The 24998-nt window shown below is 76.2% G+C and carries 22 protein-coding genes; 7 read left to right on the top strand and 15 right to left on the bottom strand.

What is annotated here, in order from left to right; translation table 11 throughout:
- The first annotated feature begins 22 nt into the window (after positions 1-22).
- From EBO36_RS11620 to EBO36_RS11600, 5 genes are all read left to right on the top strand, one after another.
- Positions 23-1084 carry a zinc-dependent alcohol dehydrogenase gene (locus EBO36_RS11620; protein ID WP_122824769.1) on the top strand — a complete coding sequence of 354 codons (1062 nt, stop codon included), beginning with the start codon at positions 23-25 and terminating at the stop codon, positions 1082-1084.
- Complete coding sequence (locus EBO36_RS11615; protein ID WP_122824768.1) at positions 1081-2166, top strand: Gfo/Idh/MocA family protein; 1086 nt, start codon at positions 1081-1083, stop codon at positions 2164-2166. Before EBO36_RS11620 ends, EBO36_RS11615 begins: the two co-directional genes overlap by 4 nt.
- Positions 2167-2194: 28 nt before the next feature.
- Entirely contained in the window at positions 2195-3508 is a 1314-nt protein-coding gene (locus EBO36_RS11610) for a glycoside hydrolase family 36 protein (RefSeq protein WP_122825634.1), read from the top strand.
- Complete coding sequence (locus EBO36_RS11605; protein ID WP_122824767.1) at positions 3505-5196, top strand: alpha-amylase family glycosyl hydrolase; 1692 nt, start codon at positions 3505-3507, stop codon at positions 5194-5196. Before EBO36_RS11610 ends, EBO36_RS11605 begins: the two co-directional genes overlap by 4 nt.
- A 119-nt stretch (positions 5197-5315) precedes the next feature.
- Positions 5316-6266, top strand: a complete 951-nt coding sequence (locus tag EBO36_RS11600) for a DUF808 domain-containing protein (protein WP_122824766.1) — start codon at positions 5316-5318, stop codon at positions 6264-6266.
- A 69-nt stretch (positions 6267-6335) separates the two neighbouring features.
- Here the strand turns inward: EBO36_RS11600 and EBO36_RS11595 are convergent, their stop codons facing one another.
- The 12 genes from EBO36_RS11595 to EBO36_RS11540 all read right to left on the bottom strand — a co-directional run bounded on the left by EBO36_RS11595 (position 6336) and on the right by EBO36_RS11540 (position 15667).
- Positions 6336-7301, bottom strand: coding sequence for a nitrilase family protein (locus EBO36_RS11595; RefSeq protein ID WP_122824765.1), 966 nt, complete (start codon positions 7299-7301; stop codon positions 6336-6338).
- 104 nt (positions 7302-7405) lie between these two features.
- Positions 7406-7942, bottom strand: a complete 537-nt coding sequence (locus EBO36_RS11590) for a hypothetical protein (protein WP_122824764.1) — start codon at positions 7940-7942, stop codon at positions 7406-7408.
- A complete protein-coding gene (locus tag EBO36_RS11585; protein WP_206515487.1) occupies positions 7939-9258 on the bottom strand; it encodes a DUF58 domain-containing protein in 1320 nt (439 codons plus the stop codon). The genes EBO36_RS11590 and EBO36_RS11585 overlap by 4 nt, the downstream gene beginning before the upstream one ends.
- Positions 9255-10244, bottom strand: a complete 990-nt coding sequence (locus tag EBO36_RS11580) for an AAA family ATPase (RefSeq protein ID WP_122824763.1) — start codon at positions 10242-10244, stop codon at positions 9255-9257. The genes EBO36_RS11585 and EBO36_RS11580 overlap by 4 nt, the downstream gene beginning before the upstream one ends.
- Complete coding sequence (locus EBO36_RS11575) at positions 10241-10747, bottom strand: hypothetical protein (protein ID WP_122824762.1); 507 nt, start codon at positions 10745-10747, stop codon at positions 10241-10243. Before EBO36_RS11575 ends, EBO36_RS11580 begins: the two co-directional genes overlap by 4 nt.
- Positions 10744-11466, bottom strand: a complete 723-nt coding sequence (locus EBO36_RS11570) for a DUF4129 domain-containing protein (RefSeq protein ID WP_122824761.1) — start codon at positions 11464-11466, stop codon at positions 10744-10746. Before EBO36_RS11570 ends, EBO36_RS11575 begins: the two co-directional genes overlap by 4 nt.
- A gap of 4 nt (positions 11467-11470) precedes the next feature.
- Positions 11471-11968 (bottom strand): dihydrofolate reductase, encoded by a 498-nt coding sequence (locus EBO36_RS11565; protein ID WP_122824760.1) that lies wholly within the window; start codon positions 11966-11968, stop codon positions 11471-11473.
- Complete coding sequence (locus EBO36_RS11560; RefSeq protein WP_122824759.1) at positions 11965-12774, bottom strand: thymidylate synthase; 810 nt, start codon at positions 12772-12774, stop codon at positions 11965-11967. The genes EBO36_RS11565 and EBO36_RS11560 overlap by 4 nt, the downstream gene beginning before the upstream one ends.
- A gap of 61 nt (positions 12775-12835) precedes the next feature.
- Positions 12836-13276 (bottom strand): Hsp20/alpha crystallin family protein, encoded by a 441-nt coding sequence (locus tag EBO36_RS11555; RefSeq protein ID WP_122824758.1) that lies wholly within the window; start codon positions 13274-13276, stop codon positions 12836-12838.
- A 201-nt stretch (positions 13277-13477) separates the two neighbouring features.
- On the bottom strand, positions 13478-14272 hold the full coding sequence (locus EBO36_RS11550; RefSeq protein WP_122824757.1) for an aldo/keto reductase: 795 nt from the start codon (positions 14270-14272) through the stop codon (positions 13478-13480).
- Positions 14273-14375: 103 nt separating this feature from the next.
- Positions 14376-15098 carry a hypothetical protein gene (locus EBO36_RS11545; RefSeq protein WP_122824756.1) on the bottom strand — a complete coding sequence of 241 codons (723 nt, stop codon included), beginning with the start codon at positions 15096-15098 and terminating at the stop codon, positions 14376-14378.
- 8 nt (positions 15099-15106) lie between these two features.
- The gene (locus EBO36_RS11540) at positions 15107-15667 is read right to left on the bottom strand and encodes an OsmC family protein (protein WP_122824755.1); all 561 of its coding nucleotides are present in this window, start codon (positions 15665-15667) and stop codon (positions 15107-15109) included.
- Positions 15668-15786: 119 nt separating this feature from the next.
- Here EBO36_RS11540 and EBO36_RS11535 point away from each other — a divergent pair, with 119 nt between their 5' ends.
- Together EBO36_RS11535 and EBO36_RS11530 are read left to right on the top strand one after the other, a co-directional pair.
- Positions 15787-17193, top strand: a complete 1407-nt coding sequence (locus tag EBO36_RS11535) for a glucose-6-phosphate dehydrogenase (RefSeq protein ID WP_244925277.1) — start codon at positions 15787-15789, stop codon at positions 17191-17193.
- A gap of 97 nt (positions 17194-17290) precedes the next feature.
- Positions 17291-20281, top strand: a complete 2991-nt coding sequence (locus tag EBO36_RS11530) for an alpha/beta hydrolase-fold protein (RefSeq protein WP_122824753.1) — start codon at positions 17291-17293, stop codon at positions 20279-20281.
- Positions 20282-20410: 129 nt separating this feature from the next.
- On the opposite strand, the gene EBO36_RS11525 is transcribed toward EBO36_RS11530, so the two are convergent.
- From EBO36_RS11525 to EBO36_RS11515, 3 genes are read right to left on the bottom strand one after another with little or no spacing between them, the layout of a single operon-like run.
- A complete protein-coding gene (locus EBO36_RS11525) occupies positions 20411-22753 on the bottom strand; it encodes a transglutaminaseTgpA domain-containing protein (protein ID WP_122824752.1) in 2343 nt (780 codons plus the stop codon).
- Positions 22750-23931 carry a DUF58 domain-containing protein gene (locus tag EBO36_RS11520; protein ID WP_122824751.1) on the bottom strand — a complete coding sequence of 394 codons (1182 nt, stop codon included), beginning with the start codon at positions 23929-23931 and terminating at the stop codon, positions 22750-22752. The genes EBO36_RS11525 and EBO36_RS11520 overlap by 4 nt, the downstream gene beginning before the upstream one ends.
- A 3-nt stretch (positions 23932-23934) precedes the next feature.
- On the bottom strand, positions 23935-24924 hold the full coding sequence (locus tag EBO36_RS11515; protein WP_122824750.1) for an AAA family ATPase: 990 nt from the start codon (positions 24922-24924) through the stop codon (positions 23935-23937).
- Positions 24925-24998 lie beyond the last annotated feature (74 nt).

Below are 24998 nucleotides of genomic sequence, written 5' to 3'. Positions count from 1 at the left end.
CCCTGTGCCCACCGGAGGTCACGTGCCCACCCTCGTCCAGCTCACCGCCCCCCGGCAGGTCGAGCTCGTGGTGTGCGCCGCCCAGCCCCTGCGGCCCGGGACGGTCCGGGTCGCGACCTGGTACTCGGGGATCTCGGCGGGGACCGAGCTCGCCGCGTACCGGGGCTCGAGCCCGTACCTGCGCCGCACCTGGGACGCGGGACGGCGCCTGTTCGTCGGCGCCGAGCCCTCCGCGCCCTACCCCCTGACCGGCTGGGGCTACTCCGAGGTGGGCCAGGTGGTCGAGGTCGCCGCGGACGTCACCGCGCCCGCCGTCGGCGACGTCGTCCACGGCATGTGGGGCCACCGCAGCGAGGCGGTGGTCGACGCCGACGCCGTGGCCTGGCGCCGGCTGCCGGCCGGGACGGACCCGGTCGTCGGGGTCTTCGCGCGCGTCGGCGCCATCGCCCTCAACGCGGTGCTCGCCTCCGACATCCGGCTCGGGGAGCACCTGGCGGTCGTCGGGCAGGGCGTCATCGGGCTGCTCGCCACGCGGCTGGCCCACCTGTCCGGGGCCCGGGTCGTCGCCGTCGACCGGGTGCCCGAGCGCCTCGATGCCGCCACCCGGATGGGCGCCGCCGCGGTCGTCGCCGCCGACGCCGCCGGCGGGTCCGGGGCGGCCGTCCGCGCGGTCACCGCGGGAGGGGCCGACGCCGCCATCGAGCTGAGCGGCCACGCCGCCGCGCTGCACGAGGCCGTGCGCTCGGTGGTGGTCGAGGGCACGGTCGTCGCCGCCGGCTTCTACCAGGGCGGCGCGGAGGCGTTGCGGCTCGGGGAGGAGTTCCACCACAACCGGGTGACCCTCGTCGCGAGCCAGATCTCTGGTGTCCCGCTCGCCCTGGGCCGGCGCTGGGACCAGGGGCGGCTGGTGCGCGTGTTCTGCGACCAGGTGCTCACCGGCGCGGTGGACGTCGCCCCGCTGGTGACCGACGTCGTCGACGCCGCCGACGTCGCGCGGGCGTTCGCGGCGCTGGACCGCGGCGACCCCCGCGTCCTCCAGACCGTCCTGCGGTTCCCCGCGGCCCCGGTGGGGGAGCCCGGATGACCGGCGTCCCCGCGCCCGTCCCGGCTTTCCCGCACGCCCGCCTCGGCGTCGCCGTCCTCGGCTGCGGCTCGATCGCCCAGTCGGCCCACCTGCCCGCGTACACCCGGCACGGGGTGGACGTCGTGGGAGTGTGGAGCCGCGACGCCACGCGCACCGAGGGGATCCGGGACCGCTTCCCCGCGGTCCGGCGCGTCTACCGCGGCCTCGACGAGCTCGTCGCCGACCCCGACGTCGACGTCGTCGACATCGCCACCGGGCCGGTCGGGCGGCTCGACCTCGTCGCGGCGGCCGTGCGGGCGGGCAAGCACGTCCTCGCGCAGAAGCCCGTCGTCGCCGACGCCGAGGAGATCCCCGTCCTAGAGGGCCTGCTTGCCGAGGCGGCCGAGCGGGGCGTGCGCGTGGCGGTCAACCAGAACGGCCGCTGGGCACCGGCCTGGCGGGTGACCACCGCACTCGTGCGGGAGGGCGCCGTCGGGGAGGTCGTGGGGGTCACCCACCTCCACGACAAGCCCTTGCCGCCCATCGCCGGCACCCCGTTCGACCGCGTGCCCCACATGCTGCTCACCGACTACCTCGTGCACTGGGTGGACATCACCCGCTGCTGGCTCGAGGGCCGGGTGGTCGCCGTCATCACCGCACAGGACTCGCGGCTTCCCGGTCAGCCCGCGGACGCGGCGAACCCCTGGCACGCCACGATGACGCTCGCCTGCGAGGACGGCGCGTCCGCCGTGGTCCGCGTGGTGGGCGACGTGCGGACCCGTCGGCCCGCCTGCCCCTACTGGGTGCACGGCACCGACGGGACCATCCGGGGCAGCGTGCTCGGGGGCTCCGACGCCGTCGCGCTCGAGCGGGACGGCACCACGACGGCGTACGCGCTGGAGGGGGAGTGGTTCGTCGACGGCTTCGCCGGCGCCATGGCCGAGCTCATGCGCGCGGTGGACGAGGGACGCGCCCCGGAGCACGACGCCGCGCACGTCCTCGCCACCGCGCGCCTCGTCCTCGCCGCGCGCGACTCCGCGGCCGCCGGGGGCGTGCCGCAGTCCGTGCGCGTGCCCCTCACCCGGCCCGGGGGACGGGCGTGAGCGACGCGGGCGCCGGCGGGTGGGTGCCGTGAACGCCCAGGCCGAGGAGGTCGGCGCCGTCGCCGTCGGGCCCCACGCGCGCGTGTACGCCGAGGGCTGGCAGAGCTGGAGCCCGGCGACGTGGTACCCCGCCGACGGCGCGGTCCCCCGCCCCGACCTGCCGTGGCAGCACACCATGCGCCTGCGCCCCGGGACCCCGCTCGCCGACGCCCTCCAGGGCGAGGGCGTCCTCGTCGTCGACCCGGGCGACGGGCGTCCCGCGCACGCCTGGGTCGCCGCCGCCCCCACGGAGCACGTCCCTACCCTCACCGCCCGCACGCACGGCGACCACGTCGTCGTCGCCGCCCGGGGCGGGGACGTCCGCGAGCTCACCGCCCCCGACGGGACGGCGGCGCTCGCGGCCGTGGGGGATGCGCTGGCCCAGGCGGCCGCCCGGCCGGCGCTGCGCGCGGCCCCCCGGGTGTGGTGCACCTGGTACCGATACTTCGAGGCGGTCACCGCCGACGACGTCCGGGACGACCTGAGGGCGATGGACCGCCTCGACCTGCCGGTGGACGTCGTGCAGGTCGACGACGGCTGGACGCTGGGGCTCGGGGAGGAGCTGGCCCCGAACCCCGCCTTCGGCTTCCTCGACCGGCTCGTCGACGACGTCCACGCGGCCGGGCGCCGCGTCGGCCTGTGGGTGGCGCCGTTCCTCGTCGGCCGGGACAGCACCCTCGCCCGGCGCCACCCGGACTGGGTGATGGGGGACGCGGGGGAGAACTGGGGGACCGGCCTCGTCGGCGTCGACCTCACCCACCCGGACCTGCGCGCCCACCTGCACCGCTGGCTCGCCGACCTCGTCGCCCGCGGCGTCGACTACCTCAAGCTCGACTTCCTCTACGGCGGTGCGCTGCCCGGCCGCCGGCACGAGGAGTCCGGGGAGGTCGCCGCCTACCGGTCCGGCCTCGCGCTCGTCCGGGACGCCGTCGGCCCCGACACCTACCTGCTGGGCTGCGGGGCCCCGCTCCTGCCGAGCATCGGCCTCGTCGACGCCATGCGCGTCTCGCCCGACACCTTCCACGCGGGCGGCCAGGACGGCTCCGCGGGCCTGCGCGGACGCCTCTCCCTCGAGGGTCGGGCGTGGCAGCACGGCCGCCTGTGGGTCGCCGACCCGGACTGCGTCGTCGCGCGCCCGTCCTTCCCGCTGCGCCACGAGTGGGCCGCGGTCGCCCGTCGGTCCGGGGGCCTGCGGTCGGTCTCGGACCGCCTCGAGGAGCTGGACGACGACGGCGTCGCGCTGGTGCGCGAGTACCTCGCTGCGCCCGTGCCACCCGGTCCGCTCGCGGGGAGCCCCGGGTGAGCCTGGCCGGGCGCCTCGGTCCGCTCCTCGCCGGGCTCTACCCCGGCCGCGCCGACGAGGTCCGCCGCGACCTGCTCGCCCTGGCGTCGGCGTGGCAGGGGCCGATCGACGCGCGGCTGTCCGCGCACCCGGCCCGCCGCCTCGACGCCGGCACCGCCTACCTCATCACCTACGGCGACGCGATCCGCCGGGACGGGCAGGTCCCCCTGCGCGCGCTCGCCGGGGTCCTCGAGGACGTGGTCGGCGACGCCGTCACCGACGTGCACCTCCTGCCCCTCTACCCGTGGACCTCCGACGACGGGTTCGCCGTCGTCGACCACCGGGAGGTCGACCCGGCGCTGGGGAGCTGGCACGACGTCGCCGTCCTCGGCGCCCGCCACGGCCTCATGCTCGACCTCGTCGCCAACCACGTCTCCGCGGCGTCGCCGTGGTTCTCGGGCTGGCTCGCCGGGGACCGGGCCCGCGCCGGGTACTTCCTCGACCCACCGCCGGGCTTCGACACCTCCCGCGTGGTGCGCCCGCGCACGACGCCCCTGGTCCACCGGTTCCCACGGCCCGACGGGACGACGGCGCGGGCGTGGACCACCTTCGGCCCGGACCAGGTGGACGTCGACGTGCGCACGCCCGCCGTCCTCCTCGACCTCACCGACGTCCTCCTCGGCTACGTCGCGCGCGGGGCGACCACCGTGCGGCTCGACGCCATCGGATTCCTGTGGAAGGAGTCCGGCACGACCTGCCTGCACCTGCCGCAGACCCACGCCGTCATCCAGGTCTGGCGTGCCCTGCTCGACGCACTCGCCCCGGGCGTGCGCCTGCTCACCGAGACCAACGTGCCGCACGCCGAGAACGTCGCCTACTTCGGCGACGGGCAGGACGAGGCGCACATGGTCTACCAGTTCGCCCTGCCCCCGCTGGTCCTGCACGCCTTCGTCACCGGTGACGCCTCCGTGCTCACCCGCTGGGCGGCATCGATCGGGCCGGTGGGCCCGGACGCGACCTTCTTCACCTTCCTCGCCAGCCACGACGGCATCGGGATGCGCCCGACCGAGGGGCTGCTCGACGACGACGCCCGGGCGCTCCTCGTCGACCGCGCCGTCAGCCACGGCGGCCGGGTCTCGTGGGCCGCGCGGCCCGACGGGACCCCCACGGTCTACGAGCTCAACGTCAACTACCTCGACGCCCTGGCCGAGCCGGGGGCCGACGTCGGGGACGTGGTGCGGCGGGGCCTGGCGGCGCACAGCATCCTGCTCGCGATGGTGGGGGTGCCCGCCCTCTACTACCACTCGCTGCTCGGCTCGTCCGCGGACCGGGCGGGCATGGAGGCCAGCGGGATCAACCGGCGGATCAACCGGGAGGTGCTCGACGCCGACCGGCTCGCCCGCGAGCTCGTCGACTCCCCGCGCCGCCGGGCCGTCCTCGCCGGCCTGCGGCGCCTGCTCGCGGTCCGGCGGGCCCACACGGCGTTCGCGCCGGACGCGCCGGCGCAGGTGGAGACCGTCGACCGCCGGCTCCTCGTCGTGCGGCGCGGCACGGGCGCGGAGGCGGTGACGACGGTGACGAACGTCAGCGACCAGCGGGTGGCGGTCCCGTGGCTGCGCGGCACGGACCTCCTCACCGGCCGGGAGGTCGCGGAGCTCGGCCCCCACGGATTCGCCTGGGTGCGGGGCGGGACGCCACCGCGCGGGTGACGGTGTGCGCCACGTGCCGTGTGGGCGCCGACGCCCCGACCGCCCTAGCCTTGCGCCATGACGAGTACTTGCGCGCCCACCGGCGCCCGCACCCTGACCGCACGACCGAGGACGAGCTGATGGCGGGGGGTCTCGCTGCGCTCCTCGACGACATCGCGGCCATCGCCAAGATCGCCGCCGCCTCGGTCGACGACGTCAGCGCCGCCGCCGGCCGGGCGAGCGCCAAGGCCATCGGCGTCGTCATCGACGACACCGCGGTGACGCCGCGCTACGTCCACGGCTTCCAGCCCAACCGCGAGCTGCCGATCATCAAGAAGATCGCCATCGGCTCGCTGCGGAACAAGCTGCTCATCATCCTCCCCGTCGCGCTGCTGCTCAGCGAGTTCCTGCCGTGGCTGCTCACGCCGATCCTCATGGTCGGCGGCACGTACCTCGCGTACGAGGGCGCCGAGAAGATCTACGAGCTCGTCACCGGGCACGCGAAAGAGCACACCACCAAGCCGGTCGCCCTCAAGGGGGCGGACACCGAGAAGGTGATGATCGGCGGCGCCATCCGCACCGACCTCATCCTCTCGGCCGAGATCATGGTCATCGCCCTCAACGAGGTCGCGGACGAGGGCTTCTGGTCCCGCACGATGATCCTCGTCGTCGTGGCGCTGCTCATCACCGTGCTCGTGTACGGGGTCGTCGCCCTCATCGTCAAGATGGACGACATCGGCCTGCGCCTGGCCAAGACGCGCAACGGCGCCGTCGCGTCGGCGGGCCGGTTCCTCGTCCGGGCCATGCCCAAGGTGCTCTCGGTGCTGTCCACCGTCGGTATCGTCGCCATGCTCTGGGTGGGTGGCCACATCATCCTCGTCGGGGTCGACGAGCTGGGCTGGCACGCGCTGTACGACCTCGTCCACCACCTCGAGGAGGCGGTCCACGGCGTCGGCGGCATCGGCGGCTTCCTCGCCTGGCTCGCCAACACGGTGGCTTCGGCGGTCATCGGGCTGATCGTCGGTGCGGTCGTCGTCGCCGTCATGCACGTCATCCCGCGCCGGAAGAAGGCCGTCGCCGAGGCCCACTGAGGCGGGGCGGAGGTGAGGGGAGGGGCCCGGACCGGACGGTCCGGGCCCCTCCTCGTCGGGGGCGATGTCCTAGGCCGGCTCCGGGGAGAACCGGGCCTCGCGGGGGTGGAGCTCGCGCCCGGTGGGCACGGTGAGCGGCCCGTAGAGCTCGGGCCGGCGGCCGCGCAGCCAGCGGCGGCCGGTCGACCGGTCGAGCAGGGTGAGGTCGAGCTCGGCGCACACCATCTCGTCGCGGGCCCGGGAGGTCTCGGCGAGGATGCGGCCGTAGCAGTCGAGGATCATCGCGTTGCCCGTGCGGACCTCGCCGCTGTCCTCCCCGACGCCGTTGGCGAAGAGCAGGAACATCCCGTTGTCGTGCGCCCGGGAGGGCAGCCAGCGCATGAGCCAGCCGCGGCCCTTGTCGCCGGCGAACTCCGCCTCGATCGCCGCAGGGTTCTGCTCGCGCGCCGCCCACAGCGCGGGGTCGATGACCCCCATGGCGTGCGGGCTGCGCGAGGCCGTCCCGCCGGTCTGGTGCGGGGCGAGGAGGATGTCCGCGCCCATGAGCGCCGTGATCCGGGCGTTCTCGACGATGTTGTTGTCGTAGCAGATGAGGACCCCGAGGGTGGCGCCCAGCGTCGGGCTCTCGAAGACCGTGTACGCCGCGCCCGGCGTGATGTGCTCGCTCTCGAAGGCGTGGATCTTGCGGTGGACGTGCCAGGCGCCGTCGGGCTCCGCGACGACGTAGCTGTTGTGGAAGGTGCCCCCGGCGGCCTCGACGAGGCCGGCGCCGACGACGATCCCGTACCGGCGCGCGAGGGCGCGCAGCGCCTGCACGCTCGGCCCGTCCGGGACCGGCTCGGCCAGCGCCGCGATGCCGGCGCGGTCGAGGCCGATGACGTGCCAGTACCCCGTGAGGCACATCTCGGGGAAGGTGAGGAGCTGCACGCCGCGCGCGGCCGCCTCCGCCGCGAAGCGTTCGACGACGCCGAGGTTGTACGCCTTGTCCCCGGGGCGGTGGGTGAACTGCACGGTCGCGGCGCTGACGGTCGTCATGGCTGGCCTCCCGCTCGGTCGAGGGCGCCATCGTCACACGGGTACCGGCCCGCGCGCCCGGGTCAGCGCGGCCAGGTCTGTGCTCCGGCGTCAGCGCACCGGCGTCAGCGCGGCGCGCGGCGCCCCGTCGCGGCGAGCATGGGCACGAGCGTCGCCCACGCGACGACGACGAGTCCCGCGGCGGCGGCGGCCGCGAACCAGGGCACCGGCGCCGACGCCGCGAGCAGCCCGCCGCCGAGCGCGAGGAGCTGCGCGAGCGCCTGGATGCCGACGAACGGGCGCACCTCCGCGGCCAGGACCCCCACCTCCACCCGCGCCCGCGCGCCGGTCGCCCCCGCGAGGGAGGCGAGCCGCAGGAGGGCGTGGGTGCCCAGGACGAGGGCGGAGGCCTGCCCCGAGAGCGGCCCGGGGACGCCGACGAGGAGCATCCCGGCGAGCAGGGCGACGGTGAGCGCGGCGAGGGCGCCGTCCGGGCGCCAGGCGAGGCCGGCCGCGAGCGCCACCGCGATGGCGACCTGCGCGCTGTTGTCGACGACGAGGGCGGCGCACCCGAGGACCGTGACCGCGAGCGCGAGCCGCAGCGACCAGCCGGGCACGGCGCGGCCCGTGACGATCCGCGTGCGGTCGGCCGGCGCGCTCATCGGTGCCGCCCCGTGTGCCGCAACCGTGCGAGCGCGGCGAGCGGGACGGCGGCGGTGCTCGCCTCGCCGCCCCGGGTCCACCGCACCACCTCGACGCCGCCGCGGCGCAGGCGCTCGAGCCGGTCCTCCCGGGTGATGCTCACGAGGCGGTACGCCATGCGCACCCGCGCGTCGAGCTCGGTCTGCCGCACGGGGGGCAGGACGTCGACGGCGATGACGCGGTGACCGGACCGGCGCCACAGGAGCGCCATGCGCGCCGCCTCGTCGTCGAGGAACGTCGACAGCACGACCACCAGGGCGCCTGCGGGCAGCTGCGGGGCGCGGCGCCGGGCGCCGGGGCTCGCCTCGGGCAGTGCCAGCGCCAGGCGCCGCACCACCCGCTGGAGGTGGCGCCGTCCGCCGGCGGGGGCGACGGGTCGCCGGCGCCGCCCGAGGTCCGCCAGGCCCACCCGGTCCCCGCCCTCGAGGTAGGCGCGGGCCAGGGAGGCCGCCGCCTCGCGCGCGATGTCGAGGGAGCTCGCGTCGGAGCCGCGGATCTCGGCGCCACCCGCCCACGTGGCGACGTCCGGTCCGACGTCGTCCCGGGAGTCGATGACGAGCATGACCGTCGCGTCGGCGGTGGCGTGGGTGCGCCGCACGTACAGCTCGCTCAGCTGGCCCCCGCCGGTCGCGGCGCGCCGCGCGCTCGCGCGCCAGTCGATGCGCCGCAGCCGGTCGCCGGGGGTGAACGGGTGGACGTCGTGGAACTCCCCGCCGTCGCCCGGGCGCCGGGCGGTGTGCGCGCCGGTGAGGCCCTGGAGGCGGAACGGCAGCGGCAAGCGGGCCAGCGGGACCGTCCCGGGCAGGACGAGCACCGGCGCGGGGCCGACGGTCACCGCCTCGGTGCTCACCGCCTGCGCGGCCCCCAGGCCGATGCCGTCCACCCGGAACAGCTCGTGCTCGCCGGTGCGGGCGATGGCGCAGGTGAGGGTGACGCGGCGCTCGCCGTCGAGGCGGACCAGCGCCTCGCCGGGCTCGGTGCCCGGGCTCGAGGCGCGCAGCCGCACGGCGGTGCCCTCGCCGCGCAGGACGGCCTCCGCGGTGAGCTCGCGCTCGTTGACGAGGTCCTTGGCGGCGCGCAGCTCGACCGTCAGCGGCCCGGTGGGCCGGCGGGCCCAGCCCCACGCGGCGGTGAGCAGCGGGGCGACGCCCAGGGCGCCGACGTCGGGCCGGCGCAGGACGATCCCGGCGAGGAGCAGGAGGACGCCGAGCCCGGCGGCCGCGGTGGCCGGGCCCAGCGGCTGCCACCGGGAGGTGGTGGCGAGCAGGGCGCTCACCGCACCGCGGCGCTGCGCCCGACGCTCGCCGGGCCCGGCACGGAGCCGAGCAGCCCGTCGACGACGGCCGACGCCTGGGTGCCGCTCGCCCAGGTGGTCGCGGTGAGGGTGAGGCGGTGGGCGAGGGCCGGCACCGCCACGGACTTGATGTCCTCCGGGGTGACGAAGTCCCGGCCGTCGAGGACGGCGAGGGCGCGCCCCACGAGGAGCAGGGCCTGCGCCCCGCGGGGGGAGGCGCCCACCTCGACGGAGGGATGGGCGCGGGTGGCGGCGGCGAGGTCGACGCAGTAACCGACGACGTCGGCGTCGACGCCGACCGCCTCGACGCCGGCCTGCATGGCGAGCAGGGTGGCCGGGTCGACGACGCGGGCGACGTCGGCCCGTTCCTGGCGGCGGGTGAGCCGGCGGGTGAGGACGTCGGCCTCGTCGGCCCGGTCGGGGTAGCCCACGGCCAGGCGCACCATGAAGCGGTCGAGCTGGGCCTCGGGCAGCGGGTAGGTGCCCTCGTACTCGACGGGGTTGGACGTCGCCATGACGTGGAACGGGGCGGGCAGGGGGAAGCTCGTGCCCTCGGCGGTCACCTGCCGCTCCGCCATCGCCTCGAGGAGCGCGGACTGCGTCTTGGGGGCGGTGCGGTTGATCTCGTCGGCGAGGAAGAGCCCGGTGAAGATCGGGCCCGGCCGGAAGACGAACTCCGAGCGCGCCGGGTCGTAGACGTAGGAACCGGTGATGTCGGCCGGCAGGAGGTCCGGGGTGCACTGGAGCCGGCGGAAGTCCAGGCCGAGGGCGGTGGCCAGACTCCGGGCAGCCAGCGTCTTGCCGAGCCCGGGGACGTCCTCGAAGAGCACGTGGCCCCCGGCGAGCACGGCCGCCAGCGCGGTGCGCAGCGGGCGCTCCATGCCGACGACGGCGGTGCCGACCTCGGCGAGGACGGCCTGCCCGAGCCGGGCGACCTCGGCGGCGGGCAGGGGGGCGGAGGCGGTCATGGCGTGCTCCTGGGGTCGGTTCCGAGCCGCTCCAGCGCGGCGAGGCAGGCGTCGACGCCGCGGGGGTGGGGCAGCTGCCCGCGCGGCGGGTGGAGGGTGGCGTACGGGCCCGCGCCGAGGAGCTCCCGGACGGCGTCGGCGTCCGCGTCGAGGTCGAGCCCGGCGAGCGCGAGGTGCTCCCGGGCCACGTCGCGCAGGCGACGGAACCCGGTCTCGGTGATCCGGCCGTCCTTGCCGGTGAACGCCCAGGACAGCTGGGAGACCTCGTGCCGGTACCCGCCGCGGTCGGCGTCGACGATGCGCGGCCACATCATCGCGTGGCCGGCGTCCTGGGCGAGGAGGACGACGCCGACGACGAGGACCCCGGCGACCGCGAGGGCGATGTTCGCCGCGTCGAAGCGCAACCAGGCCATGGCGACGACGACGGCGACGGTGGCGAGGGCGAGGCCCGCGAGGCGGGCCCGGGGCACGACGCGGACGGCCTTCCCGGCCGGGGCGCTCACGCCGGTTCCTGCCAGGAGGCGGCGAGCCGGCGCAGGCAGGCGCGGGCCTGGTCGAGGTCGTCGGCGGTGAGGTGGTCCCCGGTGGCGAACCGCGCGCGGTGGTAGAGCCGCAGCAGCGCGCGCGTGGCGCCGGGGTCGGCGGCCGTGGCGTCGAGGACCGCCGTGGTGAACTCGGTGGGGGTCTGCGCCGGGTCGCGGGGCACCCCGGAGCTCGCCGCGGCGTCCTCGAGCGCGAGCCACGCGGCGACGACGGCGTCTCCCGGCTCGCGGGCGGAGCGCAGCAGGGCGTCGGCGGCGTCCGCGCCGCGGCGCAGCGCCGGGAGGTCGGGCTCGACGTCGACGTCGGCCGCCTCCTGGGTGGTCCGGCCCGGGGCGCTCGCGTGGGCGAGGGACGCCCCGCCCGGCGGCGCGGTCATCCGGACCACGAGCCACCGCCCGAGGAGCACGGCGAGGACGAGGAGCAGGACGGCGACGATGGCCATGGGGTCGAGGCCCGTGTCGACCTCGGCGACCTCCAGGCGGGGCTCGTCGGTCACCGCCGTGGCCGCGGTGCGCGGGCTCTGCGCCGTCGGCACGGTGGGGGCCGCCGCGGGGCGCAGCCGCGCGCGCCAGGGGCCGTTGAGGCCGGCGGCGAGGACGGCGAGGACGACGACGAGCGCGACCAGGACGAACCCGGCGTGACGCGCGCGGGCCCCGGTGCCCGCGCCGGCGGCGCTCATCGGCTCAGGCCCGCCGGTAGGTGGTGATCCGGAACCGGAGCCCGTTCTTCGCCTCGCGCCAGGCGCCGTCGGCCGGGTCCATGCCGACGACGGTCCACTCGGGGCCGATCTCGGGGGCCTGGCAGTCCCCGTCGACGTCGAGGTCGATGTCGGTGACGACGAGGACGTCGGCGTACGGCATGGCGTCGGCGTAGACCCGGGCGCCGCCGCAGATCCAGGCGTCCGTGCCGTCGAGCAGCGCGAGCGCCGCCTCGAGGCTGCGGGCCACCTCGGCGCCCTCGGGGGTGAAGTCGGGGTCGCCGGACAGGACGATGTTGCGCCGCCCCGGCAGCGGGCGGTAGCTGTCGGGCAGGGCGAACCACGAGGTGCGGCCCATGACCACGGCGTCGGAGGCGGTGGTCCGCCGGAAGTGGGCGAGGTCCTCGGGCAGGCGCCAGGGCAGGTCCCCGTCGCGGCCGATGACGCGGTCGTGGGCCTGCGCCCAGATCATCCCGAGGGTCATACCGCCACCGGCGCCTTGATCGCCGGGTGGTGGCGGTAGTCGTGGACGACGACGTCCTCGTAGGAGTAGTCGAACAGCGACGCCGCCGGGCGCAGCTCGAGGCGGGGGAGCGGGTAGGGCTCGCGGGAGAGCTGCTCGCGGACCTGGTCGACGTGGTTGTCGTAGATGTGGCAGTCGCCGCCGGTCCAGATGAGCTCGCCGACGTCGAGGCCGACCTGCTGGGCGACCATGTGGGTGAGCAGCGCGTAGGAGGCGATGTTGAACGGCACGCCGAGGAAGAGGTCGGCGCTGCGCTGGTACAGCTGGAGCGAGAGCCGGCCGTCGGCGACGTAGAACTGGAAGAACGCGTGGCAGGGGACCAGCGCCATCTCGTCGAGGTCGGCGACGTTCCACGCGGAGACGAGCATCCGCCGCGAGTCGGGGTTGTGGCGCAGCGTCTCGAGCACGCCGCTGAGCTGGTCGATGTGCCGGCCGTCGGGGGCCGGCCAGGAGCGCCACTGGTAGCCGTAGACCGGGCCGAGCTCGCCGTCCGGGCCGGCCCACTCGTCCCAGATCTTCACGCCCTTGTCCTGGAGCGTGCGGGCGTTGGTCTCACCGCGCAGGAACCACAGCAGCTCCTCGACGACGCCGCGCAGGAACACCCGCTTGGTGGTCACCAGCGGGAACCCGGCGGTGAGGTCGAACCGCATCTGGTGCCCGAAGAGGCTGCGGGTGCCGGTGCCGGTGCGGTCGGCCTTGGGGGTGCCGGTGTCGAGGACGAGCTTGAGGAGGTCCTCGTAGGGGGTCGAGGGGGTCGGGTCACTCACCCGGCCATCGTAGGCGGCGGCCCGCCCGCGGCGGGGCGTCCCGCCGCGGGCGTCGCGCGCCTCACTCCGAGTGGTCCTGCTCGATGGTCGCCGGGGAGCCCTCGTGGCTCACCTGGATCTTGCGCGGCTTGGCCTCCTCGGCCACGGGGATGGTGAGCGTGAGGACGCCGTCGCGGTAGCTGGCGTCGATGCGGTCCAGGGCCACGCCCGTGCCGAGCGTGAGCTGGCGGGCGAACGCCCCGGTGGGACGCTCGCGGGAGAGCCACTGGAGGCCCTCACCCTGCTCCACGCGGCGCTCGGCGCGGATGGTGAGCGTGCGGTCCTCGACGTCGATGTCGATGCTCGACGGGTCCACCCCGGGCAGGTCGAGCTTCGCGAGGAAGGACTCCCCCTGCCGGTACAGGTCCATCGGCATGATGGTGGCGTTGGTACCGGGGGCCTGACGCAGCACTGTGTTGAGCCAGCGGTCCATCTCGCGGAACGGGTCGTTGTTCCTCGCCATGGCGGATCACCTCCACGATCCTCAGCGGCCCGGGCCGTCCGGGCCGGGCACCGCAGGTGCGAGCCTGCGGCCACCTGCGTCAAGTTGAGCACCCTGCGCTCACGAGTGCTCACGCTGGGGCGCTCGCCCACAGCGAACGTCCCGCCCCGGGCGTGCGACGGCCCCCGCCTCGCAGGACGAGACGGGGGCCGGGCAGGGCGGTCAGCTGCGCTGGGGTGCCATCGCCTCGAGCCGGGTGAGCTCGTCCTCGGAGAGCTCGAAGCCGAGCACGTCGAAGTTGCGCTCGATGCGGGCCGGCGTGACGGACTTGGGGATGGCGACGAACGAGCGCTGCAGGTGCCAGCGCAGGACGACCTGCGTGGGGTCGACGCCGTGCCGCTGGGCGATCTCCACGAGCGCGGGGTCCTCGAGGTTGGTGCGCTTGAACGGGCTGTATCCCTCGACGACGACCTCGCGGCTCGAGAGCGCCTCGACGAGCGAGGCGTCGTAGTCGGCCGGGCTCCAGGGGATCTGGTTGATCGCCGGGGTGATGCCCGTGGCCTCGGTGAGCTCGTCGATCTGCGCGACCGAGTAGTTGCTCACGCCGATGGCCCGGACCTGGCCGGCGGCCTGCGCCTCGATGAAGCGCTCCCACGTCGCCGGGCTGGCGGTCTTGTTCGGCGGCCAGTGGATGAGCCAGAGGTCGACGTAGTCGGTGCCGAGCATCCGCAGCGACGCCTCGAGCGTCTCGCGCTCGCGGCCGACGAGGTCCGGGGGAAGCTTGGTGGTGACGAAGATGTCCTCGCGGGCGACGCCGGAGTCGGCGAGCGCGCGGCCCACCTGCTCCTCGTTGCGGTACATCGTCGCGGTGTCGATGTGGCGGTAGCCGACGTCGAGGGCGGTGCGCACGGACGTGTACGCGTCGTCGCCCTCGGACTGCCAGGTGCCGAAGCCGATGAGGGGGATGGGGACGGGCCCGCCGGGGGCGCGCAGGGGCACGGTAGGAATAGAGGTCATCCCGCCATCCTGCGCGACCACCCGCCCCGGCGCGCGTCGAGGCGTCGGGGCGGCCGCCGCCCGTCCGCCCGCCGCCCGTCCGCCCGGCGTCGTCCGCCCGAGGTCAGCCGGCGGTGATGGCGTCGCCCGCGTCCGCGAAGGTGAGCGGCGGCCGGCCGAAGGCCTCCTCGGCCGCGGCGACGACGTTGCGGGCCAGCACCTTCCCGCCGGCCCAGCCGATGACGGCGCCCACCCCGAACGGGGCGAGGCGCCCGACGGCGAACAGCCCGCCGCGGCGGGCGGCGCGCCGCGCCAGCCGGCTGGTGAGCCCGCGGTTGACGCCGCGCACGGTCCCGAGCGGCAGTCGGGTGAGCGCCGTGCGGGCCCAGCCGAGGGTGCTCAGGCCGACCTGCCCGGAGAGCGCCTCGACGCCCTCGTCCCCCAGCAGCGTCGTCAGCAGCAGGGTGCGCCGGCGCGCCACGTCCTCGACGTGGATGCCGTGGACCTCGGCGACGGCCATGACGAAGGTCGAGGTGCGGCCGAGGAAGCCGGCGAGGTTCGCGGCGGTGAGCACGGCGGCGACACCCGTGCCGATGGCGGGCACGGCGGCGACGGCACCGACGGCGCCGCTGGTGCGCTTGATCGAGCGCACGTACTCCTGCTCGAGCCGGCTGATGATCTCCTCCGGCGTCGCCCGGGGCGCCTTCCGGCGCATCTCGGCGACCTTCTTCGTCACCCGCCCCGAGGGCCAGGTGACGGCCGCGTCGAGCAGGGCGTCGAGCCGCGAGTGCTCAGTCTCGGTCTCGGTCGTCGCGTCGGGAAGGTCGAGCTCCGTCGTGGGGGCCATGGTGCTCCTCAGCTCTCGTCCGTCATGGGTTCGTGGGTGATGGCCAGCTCGTGGGAGGCGCCGGCGTCCAGGGTCCGCGCCACTGTGCACTGCCGTCCGGCGGTGCGCTCGACCCGCTCGGCGAGCTTGGCCCGCTGCTCGTCGTCGAGGTCGGCGAGGTCGAGGACGAGCTCGACGTCGAACGAGCCGTAGCGGTTCTCGCCGTCGACGGGGTGCGGGGAGACGCCGACGACGGCGGGGAAGTCGTCACCGAGGCGGCCGCGGAGGACGTGGTCGGTGGACAGGGCGGTGCAGGCGGCGAGGGCGAGCTGGAGGAGCTCGCCGGGGGAGAAGACCCCCTCGGCGTCGCCGGGCCCGATGAGGACCTCGGCCCCCCGGCCGTTGCGGCCGGTGTACTGCCGGACGCCGGTGCGCTCGCCCCACAGGGCGCGTGCGGGTGCGGCGTCGGTGCCGGCGGGCGCGGGGTCGGCCAGCTCGGGGTCGGCCGGCGCGGTGCCGGCCGGGGTGCCGGCCGTCGCGCCGGGCTCCGCTGTGCTCGGCTCGTCGGTGGGGTGGGGGGTGGCGTCCATGGGGGCGATCGTCGCACGACGCCCCCGCGCGAGCGACGTCAGCGCCCGCTCCGCGCCGTCGCCGGCCCCGGGGGGCCGCCCGGATGCCGCCGCCCGGGGCCCGGCATAGCGTGATCACCGTGACCGATCAGCTGCCCGAGTCCGTCGTCGTCGTCCTCTTCGGTGCCACGGGGGACCTCAGCCGGCGGATGGTCCTGCCCGCCCTGCTCGAGCTCCACGCGCGCTCGCTCCTGCCCCGGGAGTGGGTCCTCGTCGGCGCGGGCCGCGGGCACCGCTCGGACGAGGAGTTCGCCGCCGAGGTGCTCGCCTCGGCCGAGGAGTTCGGCGCCGGGCGCCCGGACGACTGGGACGAGATCGCCGGCCGCCTGCGGTTCGCGGGCGGCGGCTTCAGCGTCGACGACCCCGGCGAGCTGCCCGACGTGCTCGCCCGGGCGCGCGAGGACATCGGCGGCACGCCCGCCGTCGTCCACTTCCTCGCCGTGCCCCCCGAGGCGTTCGAGCCGACCACCCGGGCCCTCGGGCAGCACGGTCTCACCGAGGGCGCGCGCGTGGTCTACGAGAAGCCCTACGGGACGTCGGCGGACAGCTTCGCCGCGCTCGAGCGGACGGTGCAGGACGTCCTCGACGAGGACCAGGTCTTCCGCATCGACCACTTCCTCGGCAAGGAGGCGGTCCAGAACCTCTACGTGCTGCGGTTCGCCAACGAGCTGGTGGGGGGCATGTGGAGCCGCGAGCACGTCGCCCAGGTGCAGATCGACGTCCCGGAGACCCTCGACGTCGCCGACCGCGCGGACTTCTACGACGCCACCGGCGCCGCCCTCGACATGCTCGTCACCCACCTGTTCCAGGTCGCCGCGCAGGTGGCGATGGAGCCCCCGGCGGACCTGCGCGACGCCGACCAGCTCCTCGCCGCGCGCGAGGACGCGATCGCCCACTTCCGGCCCATCGACCCCGACGACGTCGTCCTCGGCCAGTTCACCGGCTACCGCGACATCGATGGCGTGGCCGACGACTCGCGGACCGACACCTTCGTCGCCGCCCGGCTGTGGGTGGACAACGAACGCTGGCGCGGCGTCCCCTTCGTCATGCGCACCGGCAAGCGGATGGCAGCGAGCGCCCAGCAGGTGACGCTCGTGCTGCGCTCGCCGTCGGGGCCGCTGAGCGAGGAGGCCGAGGAGCCGAACACCATCCGCGTCTCGCTCACCGGGGCCGGCTCGCTCGCCTTCGGCGTCACCGTGAAGACCCCGGGGCCCGACCTCGGGCTCTCGGCGGCCGCCGCCCGCCTCGAGCTCGACGACGTCGAGGAGGGCGACAGCATCGCCCCGTACGCCTCGCTCCTGCACGACGTGCTCCTCGGCGACCGGTCCCTGTTCACCACCGCGAGCGGCCTCGCGGCGGCCTTCGACGCGTTCGCGCCGCTCCAGGGCGAGGACCGGCCCGACCCCCTGCCGTACGAGCCGGGCAGCTGGGGCCCGGCCGAGGCCGACCGGCTCGCGGCGCCGCACGGGTGGGTGGTGCGGGACTAGACCTGCGCACGGTGCGGGGTGTCGGACCGGGCCGCTACGGTCGGCGTGACGGGGGCCACGCGGACGTGGTCCCCGCGTACCGATCGAAGGGACCCCGATGTCGCCCCCCAGCCTCTCCCGCCCCGGCGCCACCGCCGTGGCCGCGGCCCTGCTCCTCGCGGCCGCCGTCGTCCCCGCCGCCGCGCGCGGCGCCAACGCGGCCGTCGCACCGGCGGCCGTCACCGGCGTGAGCGAGGCGCGCGTCGACGAGCGCACGCTCGACCTCACCGTGGCGACCTCCTCCCTCGCGGAGCCCGCCGGCGTGCGGCTGCTGCTGCCGCAGGGCTGGGACGAGCGCGAGGAGGGCCAGACCTGGCCCGTCCTGTGGCTGCTCCACGGGGCGTGGGGCACCTACACCGACTGGACCGAGCTGGGTGCGGCCGACGAGCTCACCGCGCTCGAGGACGTCCTCGTCGTCCTGCCCGAGGGCGGGGCGGCCGGGTTCTACGCGGACTGGTCCAACGGCGGCGCGGGCGGGCAGCCCGCGTGGGAGACCTTCCACATGGCGGAGCTGCCGGCCCTGCTCGCGGCCGAGTACGGCGCGGGGGAGGAGCAGGCGATCGCCGGGCTGTCGATGGGCGGGCACGGTGCGCTCGCCTACGCCGGCCGCCACCCGGAGCGCTTCTCCGCGGCGGCGTCCTTCAGCGGGCTCGTCCACACCCTGCGGGAGCCGTCCGACGGCGAGGTCGGCGGGGCCGCCACCCTGCTCGACGTCGTCGAGCGCAACGGCCTCCCGTCGGAGGAGCTCTTCGGCGACCCGGTCGCCGAGCGGGCGACCTGGCAGGCGCACAACCCCTATGACCTCGCGCCGGCGCTGGCCGGCATGCCGGTCTACCTGTCGGCGGGCACCGTGGCCGGGCTGGAGAACGAGGTCCGCCTCGAGGCCATCGACCTTGCGGACCGCCTCGCGGACGCCGGCGGGGACGTCGAGCTCGTCGTCGACGACGGCGCCAACCACGGCTGGCCGCACTGGCAGCGCAACCTCTGCGCCTCGCTGCCGACGCTGCTCGGCGCGGTCGGGGTGGGCATCGACGCCGACGACCCGTGCGCCGGCGAGGCGAACCCGCCCACCGACCCGCCGGGCGACGCGACGGACGCGTTCCGGGTCCACCCCTACCTGCAGAACCCCACGCCGGACGGCATGCTCGTCACCTGGTTCGCCAGCGAGCCGGGCGAGGGGGTCCTCCGGGTCACCGGCGGCGACCTCGACGAGGCGATCGTGCGGACCTCGGCGGGCGAGCTCCAGGCGCACCTCGCCTACACCGAGGCCAACCGCGCCCAGGAGGTCCCCGGCCTCGAGCCGGGCTCGTGGCTGCGCGAGGGCGAGAACTACCGCCACCAGGTCCTCCTCGAGGGGCTGACGCCGGACACCACCTACCAGTACTCCGTCACCCAGGGCGAGGACAGCGTCACCGCCGAGCTCACCACCGCGCCCACCGCGCAGGACTGGGACCACATCCGCTTCACGGCGATGTCCGACTCCGAGACCGAGCCGCTGGGCCGCGTCCAGCGGCGCGAGTGGGCCCCCGGGACCGTCCCCGAGGGCGGCGAGCCGCGTCCGTCGGTCGAGAGCAGCGCCTGGGCCGACGCCTTCGGGACCGCCACGCTGTCCGACGAGCAGGTGCTGCGCTACGCCCTCACCGAGGACGAGGGGTTCGCCGAGAACCTGCGGATCATCGCCGAGCGCGACCCGGACCTCATGCTCTTCACCGGCGACCTCGTCCAGGGCGGGGCCTACCAGCCCGGCTGGGACGAGTTCTTCCGCAACGTCGCCGGCCCCGCGGGCCAGCTCGGGTCCGAGCGGCCGCTGCTGGCCGCCATCGGCAACTGGGAGAACTACGGCGGCGCGGACGGCGCCTACGGCACCCCCGAGGACCGCTCCCCGGTGGTGATCGGCCGCCGGAAGATCAAGACGTACTTCACGCCCGGGTCCAACGGCACCCCCGAGCACCAGGGCAACTACAGCCGCCGCGACTACGGGCCGCTGACCTTCCTCACCCTCGACAGCTCCAACGGCGTCCCCGAGGACGACCCAGACAACTACCCCGAGGACGACCGGCTCACCGGCACCGAGTACACCGGCCCGGGCACCGACACCCAGAACAACTACACGATCGGGGAGTACGAGGCCGCCGGCGGCACCGACCAGTCGCCGTACAACGAGGGGACGGTCCAGTGGAACTGGGCGCGGGAGCAGCTCGCCGACGCCCGCGCCGCCGGCCAGATCATCCTCGTCCAGTTCCACCACGCCCCGTTCAGCTCGGGCGAGCACGGGCTGCCGATGAACCACGAGGACAGCTCCGGCCAGGGCGGCACGCCCATGCGGATCTACCACGACATGTTCGAGGAGTACGGCGTCGCCACGGTGATCTCCGGGCACAGCGAGATGTTCGAGCGCTCCTACGTCGACGGTGACGACGACGGCGTGGGCATCCACTACTACGACGTCGGCGTCTCCGGCGACGGTCTGCGCGGGTCGCGGATGGTCGGCGGGCTCTACGACGGCGAGCCGCTGGGGTACAACACCTTCAGCGCCTGGACCGCCGACCGGGACGCCCCGGAGGTCTGGCAGGACGGCCGCATCGTCGACGGCGGCAAGCACTACGGCCACCTCGAGGTCAACGTCGAGCGGCTCACCGGCGGCGACGCCGCGGCCCGGATCACCCTGACGCCGGTGTACTCCTTCCCGCTGATGGACTCCGACCTCGCGGTCACCGGCACGGAGCGGCGGGTCTACGACGACGAGGTGGTCCTCCTCGTCGGCAGCGACGGCCGCGTCATCGACGAGACGGAGGAGCCGACGCCCGACCCCACGGACGGGCCCACCCCGGACCCGACGGTGGACCCGACGGTGGACCCGACGCCCGCCCCGACGGCGGCCCCCACGGGGGACCCGGGCGGGAGGCCCTCCGTCCCGGCGCCCGGCACGGCACCCACCCTGCCGAGCACCGGGGCCGACACCGGGCTCCTCGGCGCCGCGGCGCTCCTCGTGCTCACCGGGGCCGCGGGGCTCGCGCTGCTGACCCGCCGCCACCGGCAGACCGGCTGAGCCGCCCCGGGGCAGGCGCCACGGCGCCTGCCCCGGGAACGGCGGGCATGTACGCGGGTGCGTGCGGTGCGCATCCGGTGATGCGGTGCGCTCGGCGGGCGCAGCCGCGCTCCGGTGCGACGGCCGCCCTCAGGTGGTGCGGCGGCGCCGGCGCAGGCCCGCGCCCACCCGGGTGCCCGCCGCGGTGACGGCGCCCGCGAGGGAGCGCAGCTGCTCGACCCCGCTGCGCGGCCACAGCCGGGCCGCCCAGCGCTCGCGGGGTGGCAGGGCCGCGGCTCGGCGGTCGACGACGCGGGCGACGTCGTCGGCGATCGTGCCCGCGGGGGCGCCGGCGGCCGCGTAGCGCGACGCCTCCACCCGCTCGGTGACGCGGGTGAGCGCGGCGGCCGCCGAGGGGTCGAGGTCGGCGGCGCGCGCGTAGTAGGCGCGGGCCTGCCGCACGGTGGTCCCCGCGGGGGCCGGGACGCCGAGGTCCGCCAGGCTCGTGGTGAGCAGGTGCCACTCGCCCTCGACGCGCTCGGCGTCGGTGCGCGCGGTGCGGCGCCAGGACTCGCGCCGCCACCGGCCGGCCGCGGGCACGACGCTCGCGGCCAGGGCGATCACCGCGAGGACGCCCAGCGTCGCCCCCGCCCACGCCAGGACGTCCCCGACCCAGGCGGGGGCACCGCCCGCGGGCGGCGTCGCGCCGGCGTCCGCCCCGGGGGCGGCCGAGGGCGCGTCTGCTCCGGCCGTGGGGTCCGGCGCCGGCGTGGCGACGTCGCCGCCGGGCGTGACGTACACCGGCGCCGGCCCCGACCGCTGCGCCGGGGTCGGTTCGAAGCGCGTCCAGCCCAGCCCGGTGATGAACAGCTCCGGCCAGGCGTGGGCGTCCGCCGCGACGATGGTGCGCGTCCCGTCCTCGCTCGTCGTGCCGGGGAGGAAGCCCACGGCCAGCCGGGCGGGGATGCCGGAGGCGCGGGCCATCATCACCATGGCCGTGGCGAACTGGGTGCAGTACCCCTGGCGCGTGACGAGGAAGTGGCTGATCGGGTCGATCGGGGGCCCGTCGGCCTCGCGCTCGGCGAGGGTGAGCGAGTAGGTGTAGAGCGGGCCGCGGAGGTGGTCCTGGATCGCGCGGGCGATCTCCACCTCGTTGGTGAGGTCGCCGACGACCTCCGCCGTCAGGGCCTCGACGCGCTCCTCGGACGCTGGGTCGACGTGGGTCGTGAAGGGGTCGTCGACCACCGCGTCCGGCAGGCCGGGGCCGGGGGGCGCTTCGCCCACGGTCTCCGGCAGCGCCAGGGCCGGCATGCGCAGGTAGCTCACCTCGTAGCTGTCGGCCTGGCCGGCGATGACGGCGGTCTGGGTCGCGGGGTCGACGCCCCAGGGGATCTCCCCGAAGTCCGCGCCGACGAGCGGGTGCGGCACGGCGACCTGCGGGGAGCGCAGCCCGTTCTCGATGACGGTGAGCGTGTCGGTGTCCAGGGGCAGCCCGGGGTCGAGGCCCGCGGGCGCCGGCACCTGCGGGGCGGGGGTGGTGGCGGCCTCGCGCTCGCTCGGCCACCACTGGCCGGCCTCGTACATCGTCGACACCGTCACCCGGAGGGGCGGGACGGAGCCCTCCGCGGAGCGGTACCGGATGACCGGCGCGGTGCTCCGGCTGGCGAGGTCGGCGGCGAGGTCGAGCGTCTCGGTGAAGGTGACCTGCCCGGTCCCGCCACCGGCACCGGCCCGGCCCAGGCCGTCGACGAGCGCTGTGGGGGGCAGGTGCGGCAGCGCCGCCGGTACGGCGACGGCCGCCAGCAGCGTCACGGCCCCCACCCACCGGGCCGTCGAGCTGTGCCGCTGGGCGCCTCCGGCCACCGCGGCGGGGACGTCCACGGAGGTGCGCGCCGTGCCGGCCCGCGCCCACGCCCGGACCCGGCCGGTGCCGTGCCGGCCGAGGAGGAGCAGCCACGCGAGGGCGGGGACGAGGAAGAAGCGCGGGTGGAGCGGCTCGCCGGTGTTCGAGGCGGTGATGGCCGAGGTGAGCAGGAGCGGGACCCCGGCCAGCGCGGGCGCGCGGCCGGTGACGCCCACGGCGTCCACGACGAGGGCGACGACCGCCACGCCGGCGAGGACGAGGAGCACGAGTCCCGCCGTCGCGGGGGCCGGGACGGTCTCGGTCCGGATGGTGCTGGCGCCCTCGCGGAGCAGGGCCACGGCCTCAGCCAGCGCGTCCGGGCCGGGCAGGCCGAACCACAGGTGCTCCCCGAGTGACGTCCAGGCGACGACGAGCGCGGTCGCACCGGCCTGGAGCGTGACGACCGCCCAGCCCGGAACCCGCAGGGCGCGGGCGAGGGAGCCGACCACCACCACGACCGCGAGGACGACGACCAGGGGGGCGATCCACGGGTCGGCCCGCACGAGGGCGGTGATCGGCCACGCCGCGGCGAACGTCGCGAGCGCGGCGAGGACCGCCTCGTCCCAGCGGGCGCGCTCGTGGGCCCTCACCGCGCCACCTCCGCCGTCGTACGGGTGAGGCGCTCCCACGCCGGTCGCAGGTCCGGCCCGGTGCGGAGAACCTCGGTCCGCCAGCCCGGCCGGGGCTCGGCGTCGGGGCCGTCCGCGTCCTCGACGACGAGGGCGAGCGCCGCGGTGCCGGGCCCCCCGGCGTGGGTCGGGGCGGCGTCGGCGTCGGCGAGGACGGCGACGACGAGGGCGCCGTCGACGGCGACCGAGTGCGTCGCCCGCAGCGCCTCCTCGGCCAGCGCGGTCTCGGTCGGCTCGGCGAGCGCGAGGGCGCGCAGCGCACCTTCGACGTCGGTCTCGACCTGGCCCGCCCCGACGGTCTGCGGCGTGAGGAGGTGGAGGGCGTACCCGTGGGCGCCCAGGTGCACGGCCACGGAGGCGAGCGCGTCGACGGCGCGCTCGAAGGTGCCCTCCGGGCCGGCGCCGCCGTGCGCCCGTGCGCGGGCGTCGAGGACGAGAACGGCGCGCCGGCGGGCCGGGCGCTCCTCCTGGCGGACCATGAGCTCGCCCCGGTGGGCGGTCGCCGGCCAGTGCACGTGCCGCAGGTCGTCGCCCTCGCGGTAGGACCGGACGCTGACGTCGTCGTCGCCGTGCAGGGCGACCGTGTGCGGCAACGGCCCGTCGCCGCCGGAGCCGTGCCCGCGCACGGGGGCGTCACCGAGGGCGGTGATGCGGGGCAGGACGACGATCTGGGCCGACGAGGCGAGCGTGCCGCTCGTCCGGGCGAGCCCGAACGGGTCGTGCTGGTGGAGCGTGAGCGGCCCGACGCGGTGCTGCCCCCGCACGGCGCCGACGACGTCGTAGGACACCCGGTGGCTCTCCCGCGGGTCCATCCGCGGCAGGAGGAACCGCGGCGACGGCCCGAGCGCCGGGTCGAGGGCGTCCTCGGCGAGGTAGAGGGCGCTGCGGCGGGTGCCGACGTTGCGCACCCGGACGGCGACGTGGGCGTGGGCCCCGGCCGGGACCAGCGGGGGGTCGACGTGGCGGGCGACCTCGAGGGCGGGGCTACGGCGCCACGTCACCGCGAGCGCGAGCAGGGGCAGCCCGAGGAGCAGCACGCCCACCCGGGTGATGTCGGGGAAGCCCAGGACCATGCCCATCGCCGTGACCGTCGCGCCGAGCGCGAGGAAGGTCTGGCCACGGACGGTGAGCGTGGGCACGGGTCATCTCGCCCGGGCGGGGACGCGGACCTGGCCGACGATCGCCTCGACCACGCCGCCCGGGGTGTGCCGGGCGAGCTGGGCCTGCCCGGCGAGGAGGACCCGGTGGGCCAGGACCGGCAGCGCGAGCCGCTGGACGTCGTCGGGCAGGACGTGGTCGCGGCCCTCGAGGGCCGCGTGGGCGCGGGCCGCCCGCAGGAGGTGCAGGCTCGCGCGCGGGGACGCGCCCAGCCGCAGCAGCGGGCTGGTCCGCGTCGCCTCGACGAGGTCGACGACGTACTGGCGCACCGCCGGGCTGGCGTACAGGCCGCGGACGGCGTGCGCGAGGGCGGCGACCGTCGCGGCGTCGGTGACCGGGCGCAGGTCCTCGAGCGGGTCCGCCCCGCCGTGCGAGGCCAGCATGGACATCTCTGCGGCCGCCGAGGGGTAGCCCATGGAGATGCGGGCCATGAACCGGTCGCGCTGCGCCTCGGGCAGGGGGTAGGTGCCCTCCATCTCCACGGGGTTCTGGGTGGCCATGACGATGAACGGCGCCTGCAGGAGGTAGGTGCGCCCGTCGACGGTGACCTGGCGCTCCTCCATCGACTCCAGCAGCGCCGACTGGGTCTTCGGCGAGGCGCGGTTGATCTCGTCCCCCACGACGACGTTGGCGAAGATCGCCCCGGGGCGGAACTCGAACGCGCGGGTGTCCTGGTTGAAGACGCTCACGCCGGTGATGTCGCTGGGCAGGAGGTCGGGGGTGAACTGGATCCGGCGGACGGTGCAGTCGATGGACCGCGCGAGCGCCTTGGCGAGCATGGTCTTGCCCACGCCCGGGACGTCCTCGATGAGGAGGTGGCCCTCGGCGAGGAGTACGGTCACGGCCGTGCGGACGACGTCGGCCTTGCCCTCGATGACGGAGGACATGGCCGCGGAGATGTCCGCCGCGACACCACCGATCCGGGCCAGCTCGGCGTCCGTCGTGGAGCCGGCCCCCGTCATCGATTGGGTCATTGGGAAATGGTGCACCATGCCGCGGCGCTGGGCTACGGGTATGGGGGAGCGTTCCGGCGGTCGCCGCGCCCGGC

The sequence above is a fragment of the Georgenia faecalis genome (assembly GCF_003710105.1).
GTDB lineage: Bacteria > Actinomycetota > Actinomycetes > Actinomycetales > Actinomycetaceae > Georgenia_A > Georgenia_A faecalis.
This window is presented reverse-complemented; position numbering and strand designations above follow the sequence as displayed.

Excerpts from the sequence above, each read along its gene's own strand:
- EBO36_RS11615 (WP_122824768.1), top strand. The coding sequence starts at position 1,081 with ATGACCGGCGTCCCCGCGCCCGTCCCGGCTTTCCCGCACGCCCGCCTC.
- EBO36_RS11600 (WP_122824766.1), top strand. The coding sequence starts at position 5,316 with ATGGCGGGGGGTCTCGCTGCGCTCCTCGACGACATCGCGGCCATCGCC.
- EBO36_RS11595 (WP_122824765.1), bottom strand. The coding sequence starts at position 7,301 with ATGACGACCGTCAGCGCCGCGACCGTGCAGTTCACCCACCGCCCCGGG.
- EBO36_RS11590 (WP_122824764.1), bottom strand. The coding sequence starts at position 7,942 with ATGAGCGCGCCGGCCGACCGCACGCGGATCGTCACGGGCCGCGCCGTG.
- EBO36_RS11580 (WP_122824763.1), bottom strand. The coding sequence starts at position 10,244 with ATGACCGCCTCCGCCCCCCTGCCCGCCGCCGAGGTCGCCCGGCTCGGG.
- EBO36_RS11570 (WP_122824761.1), bottom strand. The coding sequence starts at position 11,466 with ATGAGCGCCGCCGGCGCGGGCACCGGGGCCCGCGCGCGTCACGCCGGG.
- EBO36_RS11565 (WP_122824760.1), bottom strand. The coding sequence starts at position 11,968 with ATGACCCTCGGGATGATCTGGGCGCAGGCCCACGACCGCGTCATCGGC.
- EBO36_RS11555 (WP_122824758.1), bottom strand. The coding sequence starts at position 13,276 with ATGGCGAGGAACAACGACCCGTTCCGCGAGATGGACCGCTGGCTCAAC.
- EBO36_RS11550 (WP_122824757.1), bottom strand. The coding sequence starts at position 14,272 with ATGACCTCTATTCCTACCGTGCCCCTGCGCGCCCCCGGCGGGCCCGTC.
- EBO36_RS11545 (WP_122824756.1), bottom strand. The coding sequence starts at position 15,098 with ATGGCCCCCACGACGGAGCTCGACCTTCCCGACGCGACGACCGAGACC.
- EBO36_RS11540 (WP_122824755.1), bottom strand. The coding sequence starts at position 15,667 with ATGGACGCCACCCCCCACCCCACCGACGAGCCGAGCACAGCGGAGCCC.
- EBO36_RS11530 (WP_122824753.1), top strand. The coding sequence starts at position 17,291 with ATGTCGCCCCCCAGCCTCTCCCGCCCCGGCGCCACCGCCGTGGCCGCG.
- EBO36_RS11515 (WP_122824750.1), bottom strand. The coding sequence starts at position 24,924 with ATGACCCAATCGATGACGGGGGCCGGCTCCACGACGGACGCCGAGCTG.